This window comes from Baekduia sp. Peel2402 (genome assembly GCF_052567285.1).
This window is the reverse complement of sequence record NZ_CP199582.1, coordinates 4,469,277-4,493,083: the sequence shown is the minus strand read 5'-3', so window position 1 is coordinate 4,493,083 and position 23,807 is coordinate 4,469,277. Positions and strand designations below refer to the sequence as shown.

Below are 23,807 nucleotides of genomic sequence, written 5' to 3'. Positions count from 1 at the left end.
CGGTGGTTACAGTGAGCGCATGGCCATCGACCGCGCTCGCACCGCCCGTGGAGCCCTCGCCGGAGCCGTCGCCGCGGGAGTGTGGGCAGCGCAGCAGCCGCTGGACCAGAAGGTCTTCGGGGTGCGCTACGACGACACCGAGCTCCTCGGCAAGGCCGTCACACGCCGCGACCCGGCCTGGCGCGCGGTTGGCCTGGCGATGCACTTGGCCAACGGCGCGGTGTTCGGCGCGGTCTACGCCAACGTCGCCCGGCGCGTGCCGCTGCCCTCCTGGGCCAAGGGCCCGGCCGCCGGCCTCGGCGAGCACGTCGCCTCATGGCCTCTGGTGCTCGTCACCGATCGCATCCACCCCGCGCGGGATGAGCTGCCGACCCTCGGCAAGAGCGCCGCCGCCTTCGCCCAGGCCACCTGGCGCCACGCGCTCTTCGGCTTCGTCCTAGGCGAACTGGAGCGCCGCCTCAACGACGAGCCCGACGAAGAACTGCCCTCCTACGAGCACGTCGTCTCCTCCAACGGCCACGGCAACATCGAGCACGCCATCACCGGCGCGGCCTGAGCCACCCTGCCAACTGGCCGTACTGCCCTCTACCATCGGCCCCACGCCGGGGTAGCTCAGCTGGTAGAGCAACTGATTTGTAATCAGTAGGTCACGGGTTCGAATCCCGTTCTCGGCTCTACCGACCCACGGGGGCGAATTCGCATCCGTCTCGACCTAAGGCCCCTATGGGGCCTTTTCTCGAGATCGATCGCCGGATCGCCACCCTCGCAGGTGAACAAGATGGGGTTGTTCGTCGCGCGCAGCTCCAGGAACTCGGTCTGACCGCGAAGGCGATACGGCATCGTGTCGCGCGCGGCTCGCTGCTGCCGCTCTATCGCGGCGTGTACGCGGTTGGCCATAAGCGTCTTTCCCCCATGGGTCGCCGCCTCGCGGCGGTTTGGGCCTGCGGGGAGCGCGCCGCGCTCAGCCACCGTAGTGCCGCCATCGCGTGGGGACTGCGTGGCGGCGGCCTGTCCCGCGTCGAGGTGACGGTCCGAGCGCGATCGGTGACGGCGCGCGACGGGCTCCGGATTCACCTGACAACCCACGCGCTGGAGACGACGAACCTCGGCCTCCTCCCGATCACCACGCCGGCCCGCACCCTGCTTGACCTGGCCGGCGTAGTGCCGGACCACCAGCTCGCCGCCGCGCTGCGCCAGGCCGAGGTCCTCGACCAGTTCGACCTCGCCGCCCTGCGTGACGTGCTCGACGCGCATCCACGCCATCCCGGCCGCCGACCGCTTACGACCGCCCTCGCCACGACGCTCCCCGAGACCCTCAGCGACCTGGAGGACCGCTTCCTAGCGCTCTGCGCTCACCACGGGCTTCCGCGCCCGGCGGTCAACGCGCGACCGCTTGGCTTCCGCGTCGACTTCCTCTGGCCCGACCGCCACCTCGTTGCCGAGACCGACGGCTGGCGCTACCACCGCACGCGCGCAGCGTTCGAGACCGATCGCGCCCGCGATCAGGCCCTCGCCGCGGCGGGATTCGTCGTGCTGCGCTTCACCCATCGGCAGATCGCTTCCGACCCCACGGACGTCTCCGCGAAGCTGTCCGCACTGCTCGGCAATTAGAAACGATCAATGGTTACCGAGGACGCTGACGGTGCCGGTCGCCGCGTGGGCGCAACGACGACGCCCGGCCTGAAGAGGCCGGGCGTCGAGGTGCAGCGTGATGTGGACGGCTCGGCTAGAGCCGGTCGCGCCAGGTGACCGCCGCGCTGGCGACGGCCGCCAGGGCCTCTTCCAGCTTGAAGCGGTTGTCGGTCTTGCGAGCCATGGCCAGCGCCTTGAGCGCGTCGGCGAGGAGGGCCGGGCCGGCGGGACCGTCGGAGCGCAGCGCCTCGAGCTCGGCGGTCGTGAGCTTGCGCGAGGCGCCCGTCGCGGCGACCGCGACCTCGGCGTACTCGCGCTCGGCGCGGGCCGCGCGCGACTCGGCGCGGGTGGCGGCGTCCTCGGCGGCGGCCGCGCGGGCCAGCGCCTCGTCCAGGACGGCCTGCTCCGGCGGGGCCTCGACGACCGTCTCGACACGGACCGCGGACGCGCGCGCGTCAGACAGCGCCGCTTCGGCGGCTTCGGCCCGGGCCAGTGCGGCGTCGGCCGTGGCCTGCGCCTCGGCCAGTTCGGCGCCCACGCCGCGCTTGGCGGCACGGGTGTCGTTGATCGTCGCCTCGGCGCGCTCCAGACGCGACGCGAGCTTGACGGCGGTCCGGCGCGCCTCGGCGGCGTCCATCTTCGCCTCGGCCAGCTCGCCCTTCAGCGTGACCGCGCGGCCTTCGGCGGCCTCGCGGGCGCGAGTGACGCGCGCCAGTGCAGCAGCGTCGGTGACGCGCTCGCGGACGATCTTGGTCTTGACCTTCGGCGCGGCGGCGGCGCGCGCACGGGCGCGCTCCAGCTGCACGGCCAGGCGCTCGGCGCGCTGCTCGGCGTCGCCGGCACGCGACAGCGCCGCGTCGATCGCGACGCGCGCGTCGTGCTCCAGGCGCGCGGTGGCGCGAGCGCTGAGGTCGACTTCGTTGCGGCGGCGCGGGCCGCGCTTGGCGGGCTCGAAGCCGGCAGCGCGGATCGCGCGCTCCAGCGAGCCCTCGAAGCAGCGACGGGCCGCGTTGGCCGACGGGTAAGCCGAGCTACAGATCGGGCAACCGGCGCGGTAGCGGTCGATCCGCCAGACCTGACCGGTGATCTTGGCCTGGCCGGGGTTGAGGTCGGCGAGGCGCGGGACTTCGCCGTGCGCCTCCACGAAGTGCTGGATCTCGCGGATGACGGACTCGGGCGTCCACTGCGGGGTCTTGCCCCGGCGTGGGGCCCCCGCGAGTTGTGCGGGGGCCATGTGAAGCGGCCCCCTTAGCGAAGACGCCGAGCGCAGCTCGGCTCGATCAGCCGCGCGCACTCAAGCGCGGCGGCCGGTCCGGACCGACGTCCGGACGCAGTTGGGTTCAAGTAAGGGTGCTTCATATGCGCGTTCCACCGTATCACCGCGCCGCCGCTTTCTGAGCCTTTTCCGTTGCCTTTCGGGCCACACATCCGGCCAGGTGGTCGTTCACCAAACCGCAGGCCTGCATCGCGGCGTACGCGGTGGTCGGTCCGACGAAGCGAAAGCCGTGCTTCTTCAACGCCTTCGCGAGCGCCGTGGACTCCGGGGTCACCGCCGGGACGTCGCCCCATCCGGCGGGCGCAGGGCGCTTCGGATCGGGCCGATGCGCCCACACCACCTCGTCCAAGGACGTGCCCGCGTCGCGCAAGTCCAGGACCGCTCGCGCGTTGGCGATCGTCGCCTCCACCTTCAGGCGGTTGCGGACGATCCCGGCGTCCGCCATTAGGCGGGCGACGTCGTCCTCGCCGAACCGCGCGACGGCCTCGGGCTCGAAGCCCGCGAACGCCGCGCGGAAGTTGTCGCGCTTGCGCAGGATCGTGATCCACGCCAGCCCGGACTGAAACGCCTCCAGCGAGATCCGCTCGTAGAGGCCGCGCTCGTCGGTGACGGGCCGGCCCCACTCGTGGTCGTGGTACTCGCGGTAGAGCGGATCGTCCGCCCCGAAGCACCGCAGCTCTGCCTTCTCCGCCATATGGCGGACGAGCCTACGACTTCTTCTTCACCGTGATCGTCATCTTCATCTCCTCCTCGTGGAAGGTGCAGATGATCTTGTACGTCCCGGCCTTGGTGAGCTTGCGCTTGAAGTCGTCACCGGCGGCGAGCGGGTCAGACGCGAACTTCTTGACGCCCTTGGGCGCCGAGTTCAGCTTGACGTCGTGGACGTCGGTGATCTCGTCGGACCAGTGCCAGTCGACCGTGTCGCCGACGTGGACGGTGAGCTTCGTCGGACCGTAGTAGTTGTCGTTGACCGAGACCTTGCGGGTCTTGCCCTTGGTGGCCCCGGCGGCCAGCGTGGCCGGGGCCGCGGCGAATGCCGCGACCCCAACCAGCGCCAGCGTCGTCTTGCGTGCGATCACGGAGCCTTCTTACCCGCATAATCGTTGTAGTGGAACAGCGGCGTCACGCCGGCGACCGTGCCGTGCGGGTGCTGCACGAGGAACTGCTCGTGCGTGGGGTCCAGCGCCCAGTTGACGAGCTCGCCCTGAGCGCCGCCGTTGAACGCGTTGGCCCCCGTGAACGGGCAGGCCGCGAAGTTCGACCCGTCCGCCGGGACCGTGACGAGCACGCCGGTGTTGCCCGAGATGCAGTTGTCGGTGCCGTTGCCGTCGTAGACGATGTCGCGACCGTTCTGGTCGCCGCCACCGGCGTTGAACGTGTTGTTGGCGATCGAGTTGCCCCGCAGCGTCGACTCCTCGGGCAACTTGGGCGCCAGGATGATCTGCTGGATCATGCCCGCGCCGGCCAGCCAGTTGCCGTAGATGCGGTTGTTCTCAATGCGGTTGTGACGGCCGCCGAACAGCAGCGCGCCCACGCCGACCGGGTAGGCCGTCGAGTCCGCGGCGGCCTTGCCGACCTTGAACGGCGCGCCCGCGTAGTAGTTGAAGTTGTTCCAAAAGATGTCGTTGTCGGTGATGATGTTGTCCTCTTCCGGCGGGTACTTCTCAGAGGACAGCGTGTTCGGGACGACACCCGTGCCGTTGTTGTAGAACTTCGACTTCGTGATCGTCACGTACCGCATGTTCGTCCCGGACCAGCCGAGGACGTTGCCGTAGGAGGTGATGTTCCGGACGATCGTGCGCTTCGGCTTGGACTGCGGCGGCGTCTGGCCGATGTAGAAGCCCGAGTCGCTGTTCCAGGCCGCCTCGGAGTCGGTCATCGTGCCGCCGACCGAGTTGAAGGCGTAGATGCCGTACACGCCGACCAGGTACGAGCGCAGGTTCGTGAAGGTGTAGTCCTTCGTGTTGACCGCGAAGAACCCGTTGGCCGTGTAGTGCTGGGCGGTGAGGCCGTTGACCGTGACGTTGATGGTGTTGGTCACCTGGACGCCGTTGGCCTTCTTGAGGCCCTTGCCTTCAAGGACGACCTTGGAGGGGTCCTTGGGGTTGCCGACCAGCTTGACGTAGCGCTTGGAGGCGCCGGTGATCTTGACGGCCTCCTTGTAGGTGCCGTTGGCGACCTTGACCGTGTCCCCCGGCTTGGCCTTGTTGACCGCCGACTGGATGGTCGGGAAGCACGACTTCTTGTTCTTGCAGACCTTCAGGGTCTTGAACGGACCCTTCGGCTTGGCGGCGCCGCTGCCCGTGGGGAACGACGGCTCCGGGTAGTCGACGGCCCCGGCGACCGGGGCGAGAGCCAGCGCCGCGGCCACGGTGGTGGCGGCGACGATGGCGATAGACCTGCGTTGCGACACTGCGTCCTCCTCCTAGAGGTACTACTCGACGAGGTACCAGCCCGCCATTCCCGCGTCCTGATGCGAGAAGACGTGGCAGTGGTAGAGCCACCGGCCGGGGTTGTCCTCGACGAACCGGACCGTCGTTGTCTCATTGGGACCGACGGACGGGGTGTCGACGAACGCTCCGGCGCTGTCCTTCCAGCGGTGGCCGTGAATGTGGAAGTCGTGGAAGTTGTTGTCCATCCCGAACACGTGCAGCGCGACCTCTTGGCCGACCTTCGCGCGGATGACCGGGGTGTTGCCCGCGTAGGCGCGGCCGTTGATGCACTGGAACGAGCGCTTCAGGCCGGTGACGGGCGGCTGCAACTGGTGCAGGAACAGCGACTGCGTGACGGGAGGCAGCCCCTCGCCCTTGTTGCGGATCACCAAGGACCCGAACATGCCGCGGAAGGTGTTCAGCGTGTGGTTGGGGCCGTGGTCGTGGTACGGCCAGGCGCCGACCGACTCCGGGACGCACTCCCAGGTGTAGGTGAACTCCTCCGTCGGCTCGATGAAGCCGCCGGCCCGCGTGTACTCGCCCAGGTAGACCCCGTCGTACTCGGGGTTGTACTTCACGCCGTGCGGGTGCATCGTCACGGCCTGGTCGAGCGTCTTGAAGCCGTTGCGGAAGTGGACGACGAGCGTGTCGCCGACCTCGGCGTGCAGCGTCGGACCCGGGATGGCCGCCGGGCCCAGCGGCGCGGCGAAGCCCTCGGTCCACTGCTGGTAGACGGTGGCCTTGAACGTCGTCGAGCCGGGGATCTTCGTCCCGTGCCAGTCGTCGCGCTTGAACGGCACGATCGTCCACTTGGTCTCGACGGCCTGGATCCAGTACTCGACCTTGCGGCCGCCGGGCTGGGGATCGGGCGTGACGTACTTCTGCTGCTCGGTCGGCCCGGCCGCCGCGGCCTTGGCCTTGGCGTTAGGGCGCGTGACCTTCGACGCGGCGGCGTCAGCCTTAACGGCGTCGCCGCGCTTGGCGACCGAGACGGTCTCGCCGCCGATCGTGCATAGGAAGGCACCGGCGGCCCCGACCTGAAGGAAGCGGCGGCGGTTGCTTGTGGGGTCGAACGGATCGAGCGGGTCCGGCATGGTGAAGACAGAGTCTGCCGGGGGTTCAGGACGAAGGTGTGCAGCGGCGCTGCTCTCTCCCCGGCAGGCGCGTCGGCGATCCTACACAGGACCTGGACACTTGTCCAAGACATTTGAACGACAGTCCGCTACGGTGCCCGCCATGGCGACCCCGCCGCAGCCCGCAGCCGCCGCCGCGCCGCCCACCCGCGGCCGCCGCGACCGCCGCGGCGAATTGCGGCGCGCGGAGCTATTGGAGGCCGCCATCCACCTGATCGGCGAGCACGGCCTGGACGCGGTCACGCACCGCGCGGTGGCTGCCGCGGCCGGGGTGCCGGCGGCGTCGACCTCCTATTACTTCCGCTCCAAGGACGAGCTGATCGACGAGGCGCTGCGCACGCTGGCCACACGCGAGATCGTGCGGCTGCGCGAGCGCCGGACCGCCCTGGGCGCCGCGGGCGCGGTCGACCTCGAGGCGACGACCGCCGCGCTGTCGGCGTGGATCGAGGAGCAGATCACGCCGGAGGGCCGGGTCGCGATGCTCGCCCAGTACCAGTTGCAGCTGGAGGCGGCGCGACGGCCGGAGGCGCGGGAGATCCTCGCGGCGTGGAAGGAGGGCACCGATGACCTCGCGGAGACCGCGATGCGGTCCTTGGGCGCCCGCGACGTGACGACCGCCGGGATCCTGCTGGTGTGCGCGATCGACGGCCTGCGGTTGCGGCTGATGGCCTCGGGCCACGCGCCGCTGGCCGGCGCGGAGCTGCGCGCGGTCGTGCGCGCGCTGCTGGCCGGCCTCGTCCTGGCCTAGCCCGGCCGTCGTCTAGATCGCGACCCAGGCGCCGTCGCGGCGACCGAGGATGACGGTGGTCGCGTCGCCATCTGAGTGCTCGGCGCGGAAGACCGCCTCGTCGGCGTCGGTCCCGGGCCGATCGACGACCTGGATCAGGTGCAGCGCGATCACCTCGCGCGGGGCGACGGCGTCGCGCGCGGCCGCCTCCATCGTCGAGCGCTCCCAGCCGCGGTCCTCCGCGCGGGCGTCGGCGAGCGCGGCGTCGGCGGACTCGATGCGCCCCTTGAGGGCGTCCGAGAGCGCGACGGTCCGGCGGGCGACGGCGATGTAGCCGCCCGCGAAGAGCACGGCGAGGAGGATGATGACCGCAGGGACGACGATCTCGGCGATGCCGAGGCTGGCGAGGATCACGGGCACGTCCTAGAGCATGACGTTGCGGGCGGTGAGGTGCGTCCCCACCTTGCGCTTGACGCGCTGCAGGGCGTTGTCCACCGTCTTGGTGTCGCAGCCCAGGCGCTCGCCGACCTGCTCGTAGCTGTAGCCGTCGAGGTACAGGGAGAGCACGCGGGACTCGAGCTCGGAGAGCGCGGTCGAGAGGCAGCTGACCAGCGACTGCAGCTCCTCGGAGGAGATGACCTGGTTGACCGGGTCGTGGATCGGCGAGCCGGGAATGATCTCGTCGAGCGTCGGCTCGCCGTCCTGTGCAGAAGCAGGCGTCGCGCTGAACGACACGTACTGGTTCAGCGGCGTGTGCTTGTTGCGCGTCGCGGTCTTCACGGCGGTGATGATCTGCCGCGTGATGCACAGCTCGGCGAAGTTCCGGAAGGAGCTCTCGCGGTCGGTCCGGTAGTCGCGGACCGCCTTGTAGAGGCCGACGAGACCTTCCTGGATCAGGTCGTCGGCGTCGCCGCCGGCGAGGAAGTACGACGACGCCTTGAGCCGCACGAAGCCGTAGTAGCGGCGCACGATCCGGTCGTACGCAATGGGGTCACCCTGCTTGGCCAAGGCGATGAGATAGCCATCATCGACCTGAACCTGTCCTTGAGGGTTGAAGGAGAGACGAGCCACGAGCGAATCCTTTCTGCACGAATGCAGGGGCTTTTGCTCAGTGGCGCACTCCTCCCCTGGCGCCATCTGAAATTTGGTGCCAACCCTTGGTCCTCAACCTCAGGTCGACCGTTATGTGGGCGGGACCCTCCCACAGTTATGGACCCTCGTCAAGGCTTTGCAGGCATTCTTGCGCCCCGTACGGACGAAGTTGTAGGGGTTCGAGTCCGCGCGGCGAATGCGCGGCCCCGAACCACCCTCCGCGGGGCTACTCGGGATGCGCTGCGGCGCGGGCGTCGAGGACGCCGTAAAGCAGGACGGCGGCGGCGGCGGAGACGTTGAGGGAGTCGACGCGGCCGCGCATCGGGAGCGAGACGATGTCGTCGCACATCTGCTTGACGCGGGGGCGCAGGCCGGTGCCTTCAGCGCCCATGACGAGGACGACGCCGCCGGTGTAGTCGGGCTGGCGGTAGGGCGTGCCCTTGGCGGCGGCGCCGTAGACCCAGCAGCCGGCGTCCTTGGCCTCGGCGAGGTAGTCGGCGACGTTGCGCACCCGCGCGATCTTGAGGTGCTCGACCGCGCCGGCCGAGGCCTTGGCGGCAGCCGCGGTGACCTCGGCGGAACGGTGACGCGGGATCACGATCCCGGACGCGCCCGCGGCCTCGGCCGAACGGGCGATCGCGCCGAGGTTGCGCGGGTCCTGGACCTCGTCGAGCGCGACGATCAGCGGCGCGGGGCCGGTCAGCAGCTCGGCCGGGTCGGCATAGGGGTACGGGCCGACGTCGGCGACGAGGCCCTGGTGGCTGTCGGACCCGGCGCGCTGCGTCAGCCAGTCGGCGTCGGCGGGCTCCAGCGCGACACCGTCCAGCCACGGCTCCTTGGACGCGCCGGGCGTCGCCCAGATCCGCTTGACCTCGCGCCGCCCGGAGCGCAGCGCCTCGAAGATCGGGTTGCGCCCGTAGAGGACGTCGTGCGGCTCCTTGCGCTCCCGCGGCGCCTTCGGCTCGGCGCCCGCGCCGATTCCACGCGTCGGCCGCCGCCCGGCGCGGTGCGCCTTGGACGGGCGGTCGCGATCGCGTGCCGGCTTGCGCCCACGCCCGCCGCTGCCGCCGCGCGACCCGCCGTCGCCGTCGCCCTCGCCGCGCGGCGTCATGCCCGTACCAGCTCGGCGCCGTCGGGACCATCGCGGACCGTCCACCCCGCGTCGGCCAGCGCATCGCGCAGCCGATCCGCCTCCGCCCAGTCCTTGTCGGCGCGCGCGGCGTTGCGCGCGTCCAGGAGGGCAAGGGCCTCGGCGTCGGGGCCGTCGGCGGCGTCGCCATTGGCCAGCGGCGCCAGGCCGAAGATGTCCAACATCTCGACGAGCTGGTCGCGCCCGACGTCCTCGCGCCGGTTGGCCTCGCTGACCCATGCAGCCAGCGCGGCGACCGCGCGCGGCGTGTTGAAGTCGTCGGCCAGCGCGGTGAAGAACGCATCGCGGTGCTCGGCCATGTCGTCCGGCGACGGGCCGTCGACCAGCCGGCGACCCGCCTCGCGCACGCGCTTGACGAACCCGGAGGCGTCGCGCAGCGTGTCCGGCGCGAAGACGATCGGCTGGCGGTAGTGGCCGCGCGCGTAGAACATCAAGATGGTGTCGGCGCCCCACTCTTCGATGACCTCGGGCAACAACGAGATGTTGCCCAGCGACTTGGACATCTTCTCGCCGCGCATCTCCAGCATGCCGTTGTGCATCCAGATCTGCGCGAGCTCGGCGCCGCGGCCCAGCCGGGTCTGCGCCGCCTCGTTCTCGTGGTGGGGAAAGACGAGGTCCGAGCCGCCGCCGTGGATCTCAAAGCCGACGCCGAGCAGCTCCTCGGCCATCGCCGAGCACTCGATGTGCCAGCCCGGGCGCCCGCGGCCCCAGGGTGCGTCCCAGGCGGTGTCCTCGCCTTCCTTCTGCGCCTTCCAGAGCGCAAAGTCCAGCGGGTCCTCCTTCAAAGAAGCGCCTTCGACGCCTTCACCTTGATCGAGGTCGTCGAGGTGGCGGTGCGAGAGCGAGCCGTACTCGGCGTCCGCCCGCACGCGGAAGTAGACGTCGCCCTCGACGGCGTAGGCCGCGTCGCGCTCGATCAGCGCGGCGATCAGCGAGACGATCCCGTCGATCGTCTCCGACGCCAGCGGCTCGTGGTCGGGACGGCCGAGCCCGAGCGCCTCGGTGTCGGCGACGTAGTGCGCGGTCATCTCGCGCGCGAGCTCCTCAGACCCGATCCCGCGCGCGCGGGCGGCGTCGTAGATCTTGTCGTTGACGTCCGTCACGTTGGCGACGAACGTCGCGTCGTAGCCCTCGTGGGCCAGGAAGCGCTTCAGCCACGAGAAGACCACGAACGGCCGCGCGTTGCCGATGTGGATGCGGTTGTAGACCGTCGGGCCGCAGGCGTAGATGCCGACCTTGTTGCCAGGATCGCGCGCAGTCAGCGGACGGAGCTCGCCGCTGCGGGTGTCGTGAAGACGGATCTCGGGCACGTCCTGAGCCTATCCAGGCGGGGGGCAACGCCCCTTGCTGGCACAGGTTCAGAGCGGGTATGAAGCGAAATGGACACATGGTTGATCCGCTTCCGTGTACCTCAGCCCTTAGTCTGCCGCCCCCTCAGATGTCCGCACCCGTCCTGCAAGAACGCTCGCTGAGCCTCGTCGAAGAAGGATTCCGGACGCTGCCCGCGCGCTACCTAGGCGGCCCGGAGGGCTTTGACGTCACCTACCACGTGCGCCTCGGCGACATCGGCCACACGTTCGAGGTGCGCTGCACGGAGCACGCCGCGCGCGTTCGCAAGGGCATCAGCGCGCGGCCGGCGGACGTCGTCGTCGGAACCGACTCGAAGACCTGGCTGCGACTGCGCGCCGGAGAGCTGAGCGCGGTCAAGGCCTTCCGGTCACGCGATCTCTACGTCCGCGGCGCGCTGGATGACGCGGTCCGCTTCGAAGGCCTCTTCCGGCTGCCCGACGGCCGCGACCCGCTGATGCGCGTGGTCGACGTCCCGGTCGGCGGCGTAAGTGTGTCGACGCTGACGCTCGCGGGCGACGGCCCTGACGTGCTGCTGATCCACGGCCTCGGCGCGGCCAAGTCCTCGTTCTTTGACTGCGCGGCGCTACTTGCCGACGCCGGCTATCGCGTCCACGCGCTGGACCTCCCGGGCTTCGGCGGGTCGTCCAAGCCGCCGACCGCGCCCTACAACGCCACTTGGTTTGCCGAGAAGGTCTGCGGCGTCATGGACGCGCTCGGGATCGAGTCCGCGCACCTGGTCGGCAACTCGATGGGCGGCCGCGTCGCGGTCGAGATCGGGTTGGGCAGCCCCGAGCGCGTGCGGTCGATCGCGGCGCTCTGTCCCGCCGTGGCGTTCATCAAGCGCGAGTTCCACCCGCTGGTGCGCCTGCTGCGGCCCGAGTTGGGGTTGTTGCCCCACAGGTTCCGGCGCGGCATCGTCGAGCGCCAGCTGTGGTCGCTGTTCTGCGACTCCGACGCGCTTGACCCGTCCGTGAGCGACGTCGTCGTCGACGAGTTCCAGCGGATCATGGGCAACGCCGGCGCGCGCGTCGCGTTCTACAAATCGGCGCGGAACATCTACCTGGACAAGCCGTTCGGCCGCGGTGGGTTCTACCCGCGGCTGGCTGGGCTGGAGCCGCCGGCCATGTTCGTCTGGGGGACGCACGACAAGCTGATCCCGGCCGGGTTCCGGCGGCACGTCGAGGAGTGGCTGCCGAGTGCAGACCAGATCGTGCTCGAGGGGTGTGGGCACGTGCCGCAGGTCGAGCGGGCTGAGCAGATCGCCGGGATGCTGCGGCGGTCGTTTGACCACGCGGAGGCGCTGGGGTCGTCGGGGCCGCGGCGCTTCGCGCGGCGGCGAGCGGCGTAGGGGTCACGCGCGGCTCGCGCTGCCTGCGTTGGTGGCGCCCAGTGCGGGGTGTTGGTCGTGCTGCGGAGCGTCACGGTGGTCCCTCAGCCTCGGGGTTTGAGGGACCCGGGGTTTCGGTGGATCCGGGTCGCTGAGAGCTGCATATGCCAGCTCGGAGCGACCCGCACCTCGAAACCGAGGTCCGGGTCGTTTTATGGTCGATATACGACGCTAAAACGACCCGAACCCCCAAACGCGCGACCTTCGGGCCCGAACCCTCAAACCCCGCCACCCGCTCCCCGAACAAAACGCGCTCACGACAAACCCCGGCGTTCCCATGCGCCTCGCCGGGTAGGGTCCCCGTCGGATGGCCGCCGCTTCGCACACCTCCGTCAACGGTCATGGTGCGCCCCCGCAAGGGTGGGATGACATCCCGCGCCCCAGCGAGGACGATGCGACGGCACAGGTGACAGTCGGGCCCAGGAGCCCGCTCAACGCCGCGGGCGCCCTCGTCGGCACAACGCGCGGGTTGCTCGGCCGTGTCGCGAAGGCCACGGCCTCGCAGGTCCAGCGCCGCGTCCCTCACGCCGACCTCGACGAGCGCGATCCGGACTACATCCGCGAGACGCTGCCGCGGCTGTGGCTGCTGTCGAGCCTCTACTTCCGGGGCGAGGTCCGGGGGCTCGGGAACATCCCGGACGAGGGTCCGGTGCTGTTGGTCGGCAACCACTCCGGCGGCAACATGACGCCGGACACGACGGTCTTCTCGCTCGCCTTCCACGCGTACTTCGGCGTCGAGCGGCGCTTCCACCAGCTCGCGCACAACCTGGTGCTGAGCTCCCCGCCGCTGGGCTTCCTGCGCAAGTACGGCACCGTCGCCGCGTCGCCCGAGAACGCCGAGGCCGCGCTCCAGGCCGGCGCCGCCGTGCTCGTCTACCCCGGCGGCGACCTGGAGGTCCATCGCCCGTCGTGGCAGAGCTCCAAGACCGACTTCGGCGGGCGCACCGGCTACGTCCGGCTCGCGCTGGACCAGGACGTCCCGATCGTTCCGGTCGTCGCGATCGGCGGCCAGGAGACCGCGCTCTTCCTCTCCCAGGGCGAGGGCCTCGCCAAGCTGCTTCAGCTCGACAAGGCCTTCCGCCTGAAGGTCCTGCCGATCTCGCTCGCCTTCCCGTGGGGCCTGAACGTCGGCGACTTCCTCGGCCACGTCCCGCTCCCAGCCAAGATCGTCGTCGAGGTGCTGCCGCCGATCCACCCGCGCGAGGAGTTCGGCGACGACCCCGATCCCGCCGAGGTCCACGAGCACATCGCGCGCCTCATGCAGGACACGCTCGACGCGCTCGCGTCCGAACGCCGCTTCCCGGTGATCGGGTAACGCGAGATGCGCGTCGGCGCCGCCATCGACATCTCCGCCCCGCCCGACGTGATCTGGGCGTTCGTCGACGAGCCCGCGCGCTACCTGCACTTCATGGCCGGGATCACGCGTTGGGAGGTCACTACCGACCACGCCACCGGCCTCGGCGCCCGCTACCGGATGCTGATGCACGTCGGCTCCGCGGAGGTCGGCGGGCTGGTGGAGGTCGTAGAGCACACGCCCGGTCGCGACCTGGCCTGGACGAGCGTCGTCGGCATCGACCAGCGCGGCCGCTGGCGGCTGCGCGAGACCCACCGCGACGGCGTCACCCGCGTCGAGCTGCGCCTCTCTTACGGCGTCGCCGGCTCGGGCCTCTTCGGCTGGATCGCCGAGCAGGTCGCCGCCCCCACGGTGCGCGGTCACCTGCGTCGTTCGCTCCAGCAGCTCAAGCGCCAGGTCGAGCACGAGCAGCTGCGCACCGCCGCAGCGGCTCGCCGTGCCGCCCGCGTCGCGTAGCCTGCACACAGCACGCCATGCCTCCCGGGTCCGCGCTCGACATCCTGGTCGTCGACGATGACGACGCCCTGCGCAACATGCTCACGCGCTCGTTCGAGCGCGAGGGTCATCGCATCACGGCCGTCCCCGACGGCCACGGCGCGCTGGAAGAGGTCGGCCGCGGCCAGTTCGACGTGATCCTGCTCGACGTCGCGCTCGGGCCGGGCCCTACCGGCTACGACGTCGCCCGCGCGCTACGCGCCCGCCGCAACGTCACGCCGCTGATCATGCTGACCGCGCTGGACTCCGAGGCCGACGCGGTCCAAGGCCTGGAGGCCGGCGCCGACGACTACGTCACCAAGCCCTTCGGCCTGGCCGAGCTGCGCTCCCGGATCCGCGCGGTGCTCCGCCGCGCCCACGGCAACCTCCTCGACGACGGCCTGTTGGAGATCGGCGGCGTCGTCCTGGACCAGCGCCAGCGCGAGGTCTCGGTCGACGGCAAGCCGGTGCGCCTGACCTTCGCGGAGTTCGAGTTGTTGCAGTGCTTGATGATCAAGCCCGGGCGGCTCCAGAACCGCCAGGAGCTGCTGCGCGCGATCTGGGGCGACAGCGCCTACCGCGACCCGCGCGCGATCGACGTGCACATCCGGCACCTGCGCGAGAAGCTCGAGCCCGAGCCACAGGACCCCAAGTTGATCCTGACGGTGCGCGGCGCGGGCTACCGCTTCCGAGACCGCTGAGGTCGCCGGAACGATGACACTTCGCACGCGCCTGCTGCTCGCCCTGCTGGCGACGAGCGTCGTGACGCTGGCGGTCGCGGCGCTCGCGCTGCTCTCCCCCTTGCAGGATCGGCTGGACCAGCAGAGCCGCGACTCGGTCAGCGCGGCCGCACGCGCGACGCGCCCCGAGCTGGAGAACGCGCTCGGCGAGTCGCGCGGGATCGTCGACCAGACCGTCAACGACATCTTGGACACGCTCTCGCGGAGGACCGACGCGCGCGTCGGCCTGTTCACCGCCGACCAGGAGAACGTGTACCCCTACTCGGGCGTCACGGACCCCAACCAGGACGACCTGCTGAAGATCATCTCCAGCGGCCAGGCGCGCGACACCGCCTCGGAGGACGGCACCGGCGTGATCCTCGGCGTCACGCCGCACGCCAAGGGCGTCAACGTCGAGCGCGACATCGAGCCCGTCAACCAGTGGTTCGCGTTGATGGTCACCAAGTCGGACCCCGGCGGCAGCGCCGTCGACACCGTCCGCTCCGCGTTCGCGACCGCCGCGGTGATCGGCCTCGGCGTCGCGCTGATCCTCGGGATCGCGCTGTCGACCGGCCTGGCGCGCCGCCTCGGGCGCCTGCGCCGCAGCGCGCTCGCGCTGGCCCGCGACGGCACGAACGCCCCGCCGCCGCCCGAGGACCCCAACATGGACGAGATCGGCGACCTCGCCCGCGCCCTGGCGGCGATGCAGCAGGCGCTGCGCCGCCAGGAGGAGGCGCGGCGCGCGTTCGTGGCGACCGCCAGCCACGAGCTGCGCACGCCGCTGACGTCGCTGCAAGGCAACTTCGAGCTCTTGTTGGAGGACTTGGACGCCGGCCACCTCGACACCGTCGAGGCCGCCGAGGTCCTGCGCGGCGGCCAGGCCCAGCTGCGCAGGCTGTCGAACCTGGCCAGCGAGCTGCTCGATCTCTCGCGGTTGGACGCGGGCGTCGAGCTGCGCCGCGAGCCGGTGGAGCTGGGTGAGATGTCGCGCGCGATCGCCGCGGAGTTCGCGCTGCGGGCGCGGGAGCGCGAGGTGCGCGTCGAGGTCGTGCCGCCGACCGGGCCCGTGTGGGCGGCGGGCGATCCGGGCGCGGTGGCGCGGGTGGTCCGCATCCTGGTCGACAACGCGCTGCGCTTCTCGCCCGTCTGCGAGGTGATCCGCGTCACCGCGCACTACCACGGCGACCACGCGACGCTCGAAGTCCTCGACCGCGGCCCGGGCGTCCCGGTCGGCGAGCGCGACCTGATCTTCGAGCGCTTCCAGCGCGGCTCGCGCACCGGCGGCGAGGGCGGCTTCGGCCTCGGGCTGGCGATCGGACGCGAGCTGGCGCGGCGACTGGGCGGCGAGCTGGCGTTGGCGTCGCAGACCGACGGCGCCGGCGCGCGCTTCGTGCTGACGCTGCCGATCGAGATGCCGCGCGGGCGCGACGACGACGATGCCGCCAGCGACGCGGGCGGCGACGCCGGCGACGCGCCCGCGGAGTCGCCGTCGATGCCGGGCTCGTCGGGCGGCTAGCTCGCGCTCGTCGGCCGAACCGCTACTCGCCGCTTAACGAGCGACGGGCCGCCTTAGCTACAGCGACCCGTCGTGTTGCACGCACGGCCGGTCAATACCCCGGCCGCACGCGACGTCAAACATGAGGTCGGAAACTACGCCTCGGAGACCAGCGGCTCGGTCTCGTAGACCGTCTTGGGCAGCTTGGCGTACGGCTGCTCGGTGTCGGCGTCGGTCTGCTCCTCGTGGTAGACCGACTCGACGTTGACGGCCCAGATGTCGTGGTCGGTGCCACGCAGGATGTTGTCCACCGCGCGCATCGCCGACAGCATCGAGTGATCGGAGTTGTTGTAGCGGTGCAAGCCGTTGCGGCCGACCTGGACGAAGTCCTTGAGCGGGTCGAGCCACGAGCGGATCGACTCGACGCGCTGGGCGTAGGTCTCGTCGTACATCGGGTAGGCGAGCGGCACGCGCACGACGTAGCCGCGCTTGACCTGCTCGGGCTTGGCGAGGCCGAGCTGCTCCAGCTCGCGCGTGGCGAGGTCGATCAGCTTGTCGTCGTCCATCGTCCAGAGGTCGTCGCCCTTGAAGGCGAAGTACTCCAAGCCGACGCAGGCGGTGTCGGGGTCCGGCACCATCCACGGCGACCACGAGCGGTAGTTCTGGATGCGGCCGACGCGGACGTCCGGCTCGTGGATGTAGATCCAGTTGTCGGGGAAGAGGTCCTGGCCGTCGAGCACCAGCGCGACCGTCAGGAAGTCGCGGTAGCGCAGGCCCTGCGCGGCCTGCTGGACCTCGGCGGGCGCGCCCGGCGAGGTCAGGCCGACCATGTGGCGCAGCGGCAGCGAGGAGACCGTGCCGCGCGGCTCGATGATCCCCTGCGGCGTGTGGATCTTGGTGACGCGGCCGTCCTCGACGTCGATCTGGGTGGCCGGCGCGTTGAGCCGCACCTCGCCGCCCATCTCCTCGATGCGGGAGGTCATCATCTCCCACATCTGGCCCGGTCCGTAGCGCGGGTACTGGAACTTGTCGATCAAGGACGTGATGTCGTCCTTGTTGCCGAAGAACGCGGCCTTGGCGGCGGAGAAGAAGTTGAGGTTCTTGATCCGCTGCGCGGCCCAGTCGGCGCGCAGCTCCTTGGTGGAGACGCCCCAGACCTTCTCGGTGTAGGACTTGAAGAAGTGCTTGAACAGGCGCTTGCCGAAGCGGTTGGAGACCCAATCCTCGAAGGTCTCCTCCTTGCCCTTGGGCTTGACGGCGGCCCAGAGGTAGGACATGCCGCAGAGCACGAGCTCGACCGGGCCGAGCTTCTTGATGACGTCGGTGCCCTTGAGCGGGTAGTCGAGGTACTTGCCGCGCCAGAAGATGCGGGACATGCGCGGGCGCATCAGGAACTCGTCGCCCATGATCTCGAGCCAGAGGTCGTTGACCTCTTGGTTCTTGGTGAAGAAGCGATGGCCGCCGAGGTCGAAGCGGTAGCCGTCAGGATCGACGACGGTCTTGGCGAGGCCGCCGACCTGGTCCTCGGCCTCCAGCACGATGACCTTCCTGCCCGCCTTGGCGAGCAGGTAGCCGGCGGACAGGCCGGCCGGGCCGCCACCGATGACGACGTAGGGACGGGAGTCCCCGTGGCCGTCGTCCTCGTTGGTGGGCAGCGTCGGCGGTGTGTCGACAAGCGTCATGCCCTGAACCTTGCCCGTTGGAGGGCCGAATCCGGCCTTCCACTAACGCGACCTAACAGTTCTTCACGCAGCGCTTGCGGCGCTCTTACGTGCTGCGGGACGCTTTCCGGAGACCCCGAAAACGCGTGCCGCGACCATGATTCCGACCAGCGCGAAGAAGCCGGTGATGATGCCCAAGAGCAGCGGTGAGCCCGCGTCGGTCCCCGCCAGGAGCGCGTGGATGCCCCCGAGCACGAAGGCGATCGACGCGAAGCGATGCGCCGAGCGCCAGCGGCGCGGCCCGATGCGGCGGCGCTGGTAGTAGGACAGGCCGAAGGCGCAGAGGCAGTAGAACGCGAGGATCCCGAGGCCGGTTGCGAACGGGCGGTAGCCCATCGTGAACGGGATCAGCAAGCCGGTGACGCCGGGGTTCAGCCACGGATCGGCGAGCAGCAGCAGGCCGTGGGCGGCGATCGCGCCCAGGCCCGTGAGCGCGAGACGCTCGTGGTAGGGCTTCAGCCGCGCGTTGGTCTTGGGCGAGAAGACCTTCAGCGCGCTGAGCAGGCCGAGCACGGCGACCAGGCCGAGCGCGATGAAGCCGACGATGCCGGCCGCGCGCGAGGCCAGCCACCACGTGTAGTCGAAGGGGTTCACGCCGTCGCCGCCAGGTCGCGGACGGCGCGTTGGGCGATGTGGGCCAGCGCAGGGACGACCTCGACCATGCCGTCCTCCAGCACGAGCACGCCGCCGTGGCCGGCCAGCGTGGCGCGCGCGCCGCGGGCCCCGCGCAGCAGCGCGGTCTTGGCCAGCACCTCGGCCTCTAGCGCGGAGCGGCCGACCGCGGTGACCGCCAGGACGCCGGTCCACGCCGGGCGGCCGGTGGACGGGTCGAGCAGGTGATGGCCAGGCGTGCCGCCAGCGCCGAGCCAGAGGCGCCGATGGATCCCGGAGGTCGCCACGCCGCCCGAGCCGAGGTGGAAGCGGTGCGCGGGCGCGCCGGTCAGCGGGTGCTCGACGACGATCTCGTGAGTCCCGGCGCCGCCGTGCCCGAAGGCGAGGTCGCCGCCCACGTCCACGATGAAGCGCAGGCCGACGAGCTGGGACGCGATGAGGTCGGCGGCCAAGCCCTTGCCGATCCCGCCGGAATCCAGCGCGACGCCGGGCGGCCGCGTGATCGTGCCGGCGTGGCGATCGGTGCCGAGCGCCTGCCAGCGCGCGGCGGGATCAGGGCTGGCGGCCGCTCTGGGAGGGGCGGCCGCCAGCGCCGCAGGCAAGGACGCGGGGGCGCGCGTCCAGTCCTGGTCGTATCCCGCCTGGGCGATCTGGGTGCCCAAGGTCATGTCGACGAGCCCGCCGGAGACGCGGCCCGCCCATGCCCCGGCGCGGATCAGCGCGCGCAGGTCGGCGTCGGCCGGGACCATAGGCCGCGGGTCGTCGGTGAGGCGATTGAGATCTGAGTCCGAGTCGAAGCGCGTCCAGCGGCGCTGGAGCTCGTCGAGCCGCGCGCGGGCGTCGGCGTAGGCGTGCTGAAGGCGCGGCGAGGGCGTGGCGCCCGGTGCGCGGTCGGCCAGGACGATCCGCCCGCGCGCGCCCATCGTGGAGAAGCGCTCGTCGAGGAGACTCATGACGCGCTCGTGGAGGCCGACGGCGTGGAGGAGACCGAGCCGGAGTCGCTTGCCCCGGAGTCGTCGCTGGACGTGGAGGAGCTGTCGTCGCTCGACGCGGAGGACGTGGAGTCGTCGCTCGACGTCGACGAGTCGTAGAGCTCGTCGGTCGAGCCCGAGGACGACGAAGACGAGGACGACGTGTCCGACGCCGTCGTCGTCGACCCCGACGAGGACGACGCCGCGGTCAGGCCCGGGTCGTCGCCGTCGTGGACGCGGAGGGCGAGGACGCCGAAGACCGCGACAAACGAGGCGAGGGTTGCAGCGGCGAAGCGGCGGAGGGATGGGGCGCGCATGGGTTGAGCATCAACCCCGCCGCTCAACTTGCCCTGAAGCCTTGCTGGGCGTTCCCTGGGGACGCCGGCGACGAGCTACTTGCGCACGTAGACGACCGCGCGCACGCCGCGCGGCAGCGCGCGGCGCTTGAACTTCGGCACCGGGCCTTCGCGGGTGAAGTCCGGCGAACGATCCAGCGCGGTCTCCCACTGCGGCGAGCGCTTGCGGATCTGCGACGTCCACGGGGCGCCCCACGACGCGGTCCGGATGATCGGCAGGATCAGCACCAGGCGCTGGCCCGGCTGGACCAGCGGCTCGAGCGTCGCCAGCGTCCGCTTCGGCCCGGCGGCCTTGAAGCGATCAAGCGCGTCGCGCCAGTCGAAGATCCGGTTGTCGGACACCTTGCCCAGCGCGTCGGCCCACTGGTAGCCGCCGCCGAGGTAGTAACGCATCACGGGGCCGTACTCGGGATGCACGGCGACGACGAGGTCGCCTTGCTGGATCGCCCCGGTCTGCTTCAGCGTCGTCGCCACGCGGTAGGCGTCGCTCTTGCTGCGCAACTGCCGCTCGCGCGGGTCGAGCCACAGCACCAGCACGATCGCCAGGACCACCAGCCCGACCTTGCCAAAGCGCGTCACGCCCGCGCCCGCCAGCAGCAGCGCCGGGCCGATGAACACGCTGAAGTAGCGCACCGACCACGCCGGAGAGGCCTGCGAGGACAGCCACGCCAGCCCGATCCCCGCCAACAGCGCCACGCCGAGCGCCACCGCCGAGCGCCACTGCTCGCGCTGCGCTCCGGCGCGCAGCGTCAGCACGCCCGCGACGCCGATCACCAACACCAAGAGCGAGGTCTCGACGCCGCCGACGAGGTTCTGCGCCCCGTTCAAGAGCCCGTTGAAGTCCGGCGCTTCCGCCCACGGCGCGCCCGTGTGCTTGGCCTGGAACAACAGCGTCGGGATCCACGGCGCGTACAGCACCAACAACAACCCGAAGCCGTAGACGCCGTCCTTGAAGAACGCGCCGCGCTCCTCGGCCGGCGCCGTGCGCCACAGCACCAGGAACGCCACGCCCATCCCGACCGCGAGGAAGAGCCCCCAGTTGTGCGCGTACACGGTCAGCGCCGTGAGCACGCTGAACAGCGGGATCGCCCAGCGCTCGCGCCGCGCGTAGGCGATGGCGAACGCGCCCGACGCGCACGTCCCCAGGAGCGCCACCAAGGCGTACATCCTGGTCTCCTGCGCGTAGTACGTCAGGAACGGCAGCGTCGCGCACAGCGCCGCGCTGGCCCACGCCGCGCGCTCGCCGAACAGCCGCCGACCCGCGAACCACGCCGCCGGAATCGTCAGCGTCGCGCACAGGACCGACAGCGCATGCGTGCGTGCCTCGCCGTCACCGCCGACCACGCCCATCCAGACGTGCAGCAGCATGTAGTACAACGGCGGCGAGCCGTCCTTGCGCAGGACGCCCGGGATGTCGAGGAAGCCGTGGTGCGCGATCCCGACCGACAGGCCCTCGTCGATCCAGAACTTCGCGGTCAGCGCGTGCGTGCGCAGCGAGACCGACAGCAGCATGATCGCCGCCAGGCCCGCGAGCCGCAGCAGCCAGGGACGCCGCGCGGCGAACGCGCGCGCCGCGGAGAACGAGGAGGACGACGCCGGCGCGCCCGCCACCGCGCTCACCCGCAGGCCGCCACGATCCGCCACTTGTCGCTGGTCGCCAGGGTGCGGCCGGCGCCCACGTCGCGCAGCGACGGCACCGCGCCCCGCGAGAAGTTGGTGGTCTTGACTCGGAAGACGACGGCCGGCGTGCGCGGTGCCAACTGAACCTGCTCGGTGTGCAGGTTCAGGTGCCAGGCGACCAAGGGCACCAAGAACGGCCCGGTGTAAGGGTTGCCGCAGCGCTTCAGCGCATCCGCCCCGCCCGCCGTCGCGACCAGGCCCGGAAGCTGGTCGGCCAGATCGGCCTGCCACTTCAGCCCGGTGAACGTCGGGTCCAGTCGCTGGAAGCTCGGGACCATGAAGCCGACGCCCGCGACGACCGCAGCGAGGGCGACGACGACGCCCCGCCGGGTCTCCGCCCCACGCAGCCATCCCAACACCGTGTGCACGACCCAGCCGGCGCCCGCGCCGCCGAGCACGATCAGCAGCGCGACCGGCGCGATCAGGTAGCGCTGGTTGCCCGAGAACCCGTCCTGGGTCATGTAGGCGACGAGCCCGAGCCACGCGATCGACATCGCGATCAGCCACGCCAGCGGTCGGGACCGCTTGACCATCACCATCGCCGCCGCCGCGACCAACCCCACCATCAACGGCCCGGTGAGCATGTCGCCCGCGTCGTTGAGGACCTCGAGCGCCGGGTTGTCGGCGTAGGTCGGCGCGCCCGCGTTGACGTTCTTGGCGCGGTGCGCGGCGCGCAGCAGGTCGCCCGACCCCCACCACTCCGGCAGCAGCCAGAGCGCCAGCACGCCGACCCCGGCGCCCACGATCAGCTTCCAGGAGACCGAGCGCGTCCACAGCAGGAACAGCCCGTACAACCCCAGGAACGGCCAGGCCTCGGGGCGCAGCAGCCCCGCGCAGACCGCCAGCAGGAAGGCGAAGCGCCGGTCGCCGGCCAGGTGCCGGTCGATCGCGCCCAGCAGGAACGCGACGATCAGCCCTTCGGAGTTGCCCAGCGCCGCGTTGCGGATCCACCACGGAGCGATCCCCAGCGCCGCTGCCGCGATCACGCCGCCGACCACGCCGCCGCCGACCCGGCGCGCGACGCCGTAGGCGAGCACGACCGAGGCGATCGCGCCCGCGCGGGCCACGACCAGCCAGAGGTCTGGTGACCACGAGCCGAACAGCGAGAAGACCGTGGTGAACATCACCGGCAGCGGCTTCCACGACGGGCCCTCGGTCGTGACCAGGTCCAGGTGGGCGACCTCGCGGCCCCAGATGATCCACGCCCACGGGTCGTAGGTCGGTGCGCTGGGGAACAGCAGCGTCAGCGCCGCGAGCAGCAGCGATCCACCCACGAGGAGGGTCCACGGACGCGGGCGCGCGCGGACGAACGCCGTGCCAGACGGCGCGGTCGGGACCTTCAAAGCAGCGGAACGCTCATCGACCAGCACGGCGGTGAGAGGGTATGCCCGCGGGCGGCGGGTTTCCGTGCGGCCTTAACGAAGCGCAACGCGCCGTGGGCGCCGCCTTCCACGGCTTGGTACCCATCGCCTTCCCTATATAGGGTCGCCCGCCATGGGATCCCCTGTGAACCTCACGCTCTCCCCGAGCGCCCAGGTCGGCGCCAACGTCAGCTTCGGCGCCAACGTCGTCGTCCACGACGGCGTGATCATCGGCGACGACGTCGTCATCCAGGACGGCGCGATCCTCGGCAAGCGCCCCAAGCTCGCCCCGACCAGCGGCTCGGCGCCCGTCGGCGACGACCCGCTGATCATCGGCGACGGCGCCGCGATCTGCGCGCAGGCGATCGTCTTCGCCTCGGCCAAGGTCGGCGCCGGCTCGATCGTCGGCGACCAGTCGTTCATCCGCGAACGCTCCACGATCGGCGCCGGAACCGTCGTCGGCCGCGGCTCCGCGATCGACAACGACGTCGTCATCGGCGACCGCGTGCGGATCCAGACCTCCGTGTACATCACGGGCTTCAGCGTCGTCGAGGACGACGTCTTCGTCGGCCCGTGCGCGATGACGACCAACGACGACACCATGAACCGCCACGACGACAACTACGCGCTGAAGGGCGCGGTTCTGCGGCGTGCGTGCCGAATCGGTGGCGGCGTGGTGCTCACGCCGGGGGTCGAGGTCGGTGCCGAGGCGTTCGTCGCAGCGGGCGCCGTGGTGACCGCCGATGTACCACCAAGAGGAGTGGTGATGGGCGTTCCGGGCAGGGTCGTGCGCGAAGTCGGCGAACAGGATCTTCTAGAGAACTGGCGCTAGTGTGTCGGACCGCAAGGGCTTCATCGACGTGCCGAGTGGGCACAAGGCCCTGC

General features: G+C 70.9%; 24 protein-coding genes and 1 tRNA gene. 10 read left to right on the top strand and 15 right to left on the bottom strand.

Translation table 11 applies throughout. From position 1 onward, the window contains the following. Positions 1 to 19: 19 nt before the first annotated feature. The 3 genes from ACT01A_RS21985 to ACT01A_RS21975 all read left to right on the top strand — a co-directional run bounded on the left by ACT01A_RS21985 (position 20) and on the right by ACT01A_RS21975 (position 1,611). Positions 20 to 556 (top strand): hypothetical protein, encoded by a 537-nt coding sequence (locus tag ACT01A_RS21985; RefSeq protein ID WP_445149243.1) that lies wholly within the window; start codon positions 20 to 22, stop codon positions 554 to 556. 45 nt (positions 557 to 601) lie between these two features. After that, positions 602 to 674, top strand: a tRNA-Thr gene (locus ACT01A_RS21980). Positions 675 to 723: 49 nt separating this feature from the next. After that, complete coding sequence (locus tag ACT01A_RS21975; protein WP_445149242.1) at positions 724 to 1,611, top strand: type IV toxin-antitoxin system AbiEi family antitoxin domain-containing protein; 888 nt, start codon at positions 724 to 726, stop codon at positions 1,609 to 1,611. 115 nt (positions 1,612 to 1,726) lie between these two features. On the opposite strand, the gene ACT01A_RS21970 is transcribed toward ACT01A_RS21975, so the two are convergent. From ACT01A_RS21970 to ACT01A_RS21950, 5 genes are all read right to left on the bottom strand, one after another. Beyond that, positions 1,727 to 2,866: a hypothetical protein gene (locus ACT01A_RS21970; protein WP_445149241.1), complete on the bottom strand. Its 1,140-nt coding sequence runs from the start codon at positions 2,864 to 2,866 to the stop codon at positions 1,727 to 1,729. A 142-nt stretch (positions 2,867 to 3,008) separates the two neighbouring features. After that, positions 3,009 to 3,602 (bottom strand): DNA-3-methyladenine glycosylase I, encoded by a 594-nt coding sequence (locus ACT01A_RS21965; RefSeq protein WP_445149240.1) that lies wholly within the window; start codon positions 3,600 to 3,602, stop codon positions 3,009 to 3,011. A 13-nt stretch (positions 3,603 to 3,615) separates the two neighbouring features. Continuing rightward, positions 3,616 to 3,987: a cupredoxin domain-containing protein gene (locus ACT01A_RS21960; RefSeq protein ID WP_445149239.1), complete on the bottom strand. Its 372-nt coding sequence runs from the start codon at positions 3,985 to 3,987 to the stop codon at positions 3,616 to 3,618. After that, positions 3,984 to 5,321 (bottom strand): hypothetical protein, encoded by a 1,338-nt coding sequence (locus tag ACT01A_RS21955; RefSeq protein WP_445149238.1) that lies wholly within the window; start codon positions 5,319 to 5,321, stop codon positions 3,984 to 3,986. Before ACT01A_RS21955 ends, ACT01A_RS21960 begins: the two co-directional genes overlap by 4 nt. A 21-nt stretch (positions 5,322 to 5,342) precedes the next feature. Further along, the gene (locus ACT01A_RS21950) at positions 5,343 to 6,434 is read right to left on the bottom strand and encodes a multicopper oxidase domain-containing protein (protein ID WP_445149237.1); all 1,092 of its coding nucleotides are present in this window, start codon (positions 6,432 to 6,434) and stop codon (positions 5,343 to 5,345) included. Between the two features lie 142 nt (positions 6,435 to 6,576). On the opposite strand from ACT01A_RS21950, the gene ACT01A_RS21945 reads away from it, so the two are divergent. Beyond that, positions 6,577 to 7,221 carry a TetR/AcrR family transcriptional regulator gene (locus tag ACT01A_RS21945; protein WP_445149236.1) on the top strand — a complete coding sequence of 215 codons (645 nt, stop codon included), beginning with the start codon at positions 6,577 to 6,579 and terminating at the stop codon, positions 7,219 to 7,221. Between the two features lie 12 nt (positions 7,222 to 7,233). Here the strand turns inward: ACT01A_RS21945 and ACT01A_RS21940 are convergent, their stop codons facing one another. From ACT01A_RS21940 to cysS, 4 genes are all read right to left on the bottom strand, one after another. Beyond that, entirely contained in the window at positions 7,234 to 7,620 is a 387-nt protein-coding gene (locus ACT01A_RS21940) for a hypothetical protein (RefSeq protein ID WP_445149235.1), read from the bottom strand. A 3-nt stretch (positions 7,621 to 7,623) separates the two neighbouring features. After that, complete coding sequence (sigH, locus tag ACT01A_RS21935; protein ID WP_445149234.1) at positions 7,624 to 8,271, bottom strand: RNA polymerase sporulation sigma factor SigH; 648 nt, start codon at positions 8,269 to 8,271, stop codon at positions 7,624 to 7,626. A 247-nt stretch (positions 8,272 to 8,518) separates the two neighbouring features. Then, a complete protein-coding gene (gene rlmB / locus ACT01A_RS21930; protein WP_445149233.1) occupies positions 8,519 to 9,403 on the bottom strand; it encodes a 23S rRNA (guanosine(2251)-2'-O)-methyltransferase RlmB in 885 nt (294 codons plus the stop codon). After that, positions 9,400 to 10,752 carry a cysteine--tRNA ligase gene (gene cysS, locus ACT01A_RS21925; protein WP_445149232.1) on the bottom strand — a complete coding sequence of 451 codons (1,353 nt, stop codon included), beginning with the start codon at positions 10,750 to 10,752 and terminating at the stop codon, positions 9,400 to 9,402. The genes rlmB and cysS overlap by 4 nt, the downstream gene beginning before the upstream one ends. 128 nt (positions 10,753 to 10,880) lie before the next feature. Between cysS and ACT01A_RS21920 the strand changes: the two genes are divergently transcribed. The 5 genes from ACT01A_RS21920 (at position 10,881) to ACT01A_RS21900 (ending at position 16,242) form a co-directional block, all read left to right on the top strand. After that, positions 10,881 to 12,140, top strand: a complete 1,260-nt coding sequence (locus ACT01A_RS21920) for an alpha/beta fold hydrolase (RefSeq protein WP_445149231.1) — start codon at positions 10,881 to 10,883, stop codon at positions 12,138 to 12,140. 508 nt (positions 12,141 to 12,648) lie between these two features. After that, positions 12,649 to 13,494: a 1-acyl-sn-glycerol-3-phosphate acyltransferase gene (locus tag ACT01A_RS21915; RefSeq protein WP_445149230.1), complete on the top strand. Its 846-nt coding sequence runs from the start codon at positions 12,649 to 12,651 to the stop codon at positions 13,492 to 13,494. Positions 13,495 to 13,500: 6 nt separating this feature from the next. Next, on the top strand, positions 13,501 to 13,989 hold the full coding sequence (locus ACT01A_RS21910; RefSeq protein WP_445149229.1) for an SRPBCC family protein: 489 nt from the start codon (positions 13,501 to 13,503) through the stop codon (positions 13,987 to 13,989). 17 nt (positions 13,990 to 14,006) lie between these two features. After that, positions 14,007 to 14,708: a response regulator transcription factor gene (locus tag ACT01A_RS21905; protein ID WP_445149228.1), complete on the top strand. Its 702-nt coding sequence runs from the start codon at positions 14,007 to 14,009 to the stop codon at positions 14,706 to 14,708. A 13-nt stretch (positions 14,709 to 14,721) separates the two neighbouring features. Then, complete coding sequence (locus ACT01A_RS21900; RefSeq protein ID WP_445149227.1) at positions 14,722 to 16,242, top strand: sensor histidine kinase; 1,521 nt, start codon at positions 14,722 to 14,724, stop codon at positions 16,240 to 16,242. A 134-nt stretch (positions 16,243 to 16,376) separates the two neighbouring features. On the opposite strand, the gene ACT01A_RS21895 is transcribed toward ACT01A_RS21900, so the two are convergent. The 6 genes from ACT01A_RS21895 to ACT01A_RS21870 all read right to left on the bottom strand — a co-directional run bounded on the left by ACT01A_RS21895 (position 16,377) and on the right by ACT01A_RS21870 (position 22,931). Beyond that, positions 16,377 to 17,903 (bottom strand): NAD(P)/FAD-dependent oxidoreductase, encoded by a 1,527-nt coding sequence (locus ACT01A_RS21895; protein WP_445149226.1) that lies wholly within the window; start codon positions 17,901 to 17,903, stop codon positions 16,377 to 16,379. Between the two features lie 63 nt (positions 17,904 to 17,966). Next, positions 17,967 to 18,536 (bottom strand): hypothetical protein, encoded by a 570-nt coding sequence (locus tag ACT01A_RS21890; RefSeq protein ID WP_445149225.1) that lies wholly within the window; start codon positions 18,534 to 18,536, stop codon positions 17,967 to 17,969. Next, complete coding sequence (locus ACT01A_RS21885) at positions 18,533 to 19,507, bottom strand: FAD:protein FMN transferase (RefSeq protein ID WP_445149224.1); 975 nt, start codon at positions 19,505 to 19,507, stop codon at positions 18,533 to 18,535. The genes ACT01A_RS21890 and ACT01A_RS21885 overlap by 4 nt, the downstream gene beginning before the upstream one ends. Then, positions 19,504 to 19,842: a hypothetical protein gene (locus ACT01A_RS21880; protein ID WP_445149223.1), complete on the bottom strand. Its 339-nt coding sequence runs from the start codon at positions 19,840 to 19,842 to the stop codon at positions 19,504 to 19,506. The genes ACT01A_RS21885 and ACT01A_RS21880 overlap by 4 nt, the downstream gene beginning before the upstream one ends. A gap of 75 nt (positions 19,843 to 19,917) precedes the next feature. Beyond that, positions 19,918 to 21,525 carry a glycosyltransferase family 39 protein gene (locus ACT01A_RS21875; protein WP_445149222.1) on the bottom strand — a complete coding sequence of 536 codons (1,608 nt, stop codon included), beginning with the start codon at positions 21,523 to 21,525 and terminating at the stop codon, positions 19,918 to 19,920. Beyond that, positions 21,498 to 22,931, bottom strand: coding sequence for a hypothetical protein (locus tag ACT01A_RS21870; RefSeq protein WP_445149221.1), 1,434 nt, complete (start codon positions 22,929 to 22,931; stop codon positions 21,498 to 21,500). The genes ACT01A_RS21875 and ACT01A_RS21870 overlap by 28 nt, the downstream gene beginning before the upstream one ends. A gap of 124 nt (positions 22,932 to 23,055) precedes the next feature. Here ACT01A_RS21870 and ACT01A_RS21865 point away from each other — a divergent pair, with 124 nt between their 5' ends. Then, positions 23,056 to 23,754, top strand: a complete 699-nt coding sequence (locus tag ACT01A_RS21865; RefSeq protein WP_445149220.1) for an acyltransferase — start codon at positions 23,056 to 23,058, stop codon at positions 23,752 to 23,754. Positions 23,755 to 23,807 lie beyond the last annotated feature (53 nt).

What these genes read in the sequence shown, in the direction of transcription:
- ACT01A_RS21985 (WP_445149243.1), top strand. Translation starts at nt 20, where the DNA reads ATGGCCATCGACCGCGCTCGCACCGCCCGTGGAGCCCTCGCCGGAGCC.
- ACT01A_RS21975 (WP_445149242.1), top strand. Translation starts at nt 724, where the DNA reads ATGGGGCCTTTTCTCGAGATCGATCGCCGGATCGCCACCCTCGCAGGT.
- ACT01A_RS21970 (WP_445149241.1), bottom strand. Translation starts at nt 2,866, where the DNA reads ATGGCCCCCGCACAACTCGCGGGGGCCCCACGCCGGGGCAAGACCCCG.
- ACT01A_RS21965 (WP_445149240.1), bottom strand. Translation starts at nt 3,602, where the DNA reads ATGGCGGAGAAGGCAGAGCTGCGGTGCTTCGGGGCGGACGATCCGCTC.
- ACT01A_RS21950 (WP_445149237.1), bottom strand. Translation starts at nt 6,434, where the DNA reads ATGCCGGACCCGCTCGATCCGTTCGACCCCACAAGCAACCGCCGCCGC.
- ACT01A_RS21945 (WP_445149236.1), top strand. Translation starts at nt 6,577, where the DNA reads ATGGCGACCCCGCCGCAGCCCGCAGCCGCCGCCGCGCCGCCCACCCGC.
- rlmB (WP_445149233.1), bottom strand. Translation starts at nt 9,403, where the DNA reads ATGACGCCGCGCGGCGAGGGCGACGGCGACGGCGGGTCGCGCGGCGGC.
- ACT01A_RS21920 (WP_445149231.1), top strand. Translation starts at nt 10,881, where the DNA reads ATGTCCGCACCCGTCCTGCAAGAACGCTCGCTGAGCCTCGTCGAAGAA.
- ACT01A_RS21910 (WP_445149229.1), top strand. Translation starts at nt 13,501, where the DNA reads ATGCGCGTCGGCGCCGCCATCGACATCTCCGCCCCGCCCGACGTGATC.
- ACT01A_RS21905 (WP_445149228.1), top strand. Translation starts at nt 14,007, where the DNA reads ATGCCTCCCGGGTCCGCGCTCGACATCCTGGTCGTCGACGATGACGAC.
- ACT01A_RS21900 (WP_445149227.1), top strand. Translation starts at nt 14,722, where the DNA reads ATGACACTTCGCACGCGCCTGCTGCTCGCCCTGCTGGCGACGAGCGTC.
- ACT01A_RS21895 (WP_445149226.1), bottom strand. Translation starts at nt 17,903, where the DNA reads ATGACGCTTGTCGACACACCGCCGACGCTGCCCACCAACGAGGACGAC.
- ACT01A_RS21885 (WP_445149224.1), bottom strand. Translation starts at nt 19,507, where the DNA reads ATGAGTCTCCTCGACGAGCGCTTCTCCACGATGGGCGCGCGCGGGCGG.
- ACT01A_RS21880 (WP_445149223.1), bottom strand. Translation starts at nt 19,842, where the DNA reads ATGCGCGCCCCATCCCTCCGCCGCTTCGCCGCTGCAACCCTCGCCTCG.
- ACT01A_RS21865 (WP_445149220.1), top strand. Translation starts at nt 23,056, where the DNA reads ATGGGATCCCCTGTGAACCTCACGCTCTCCCCGAGCGCCCAGGTCGGC.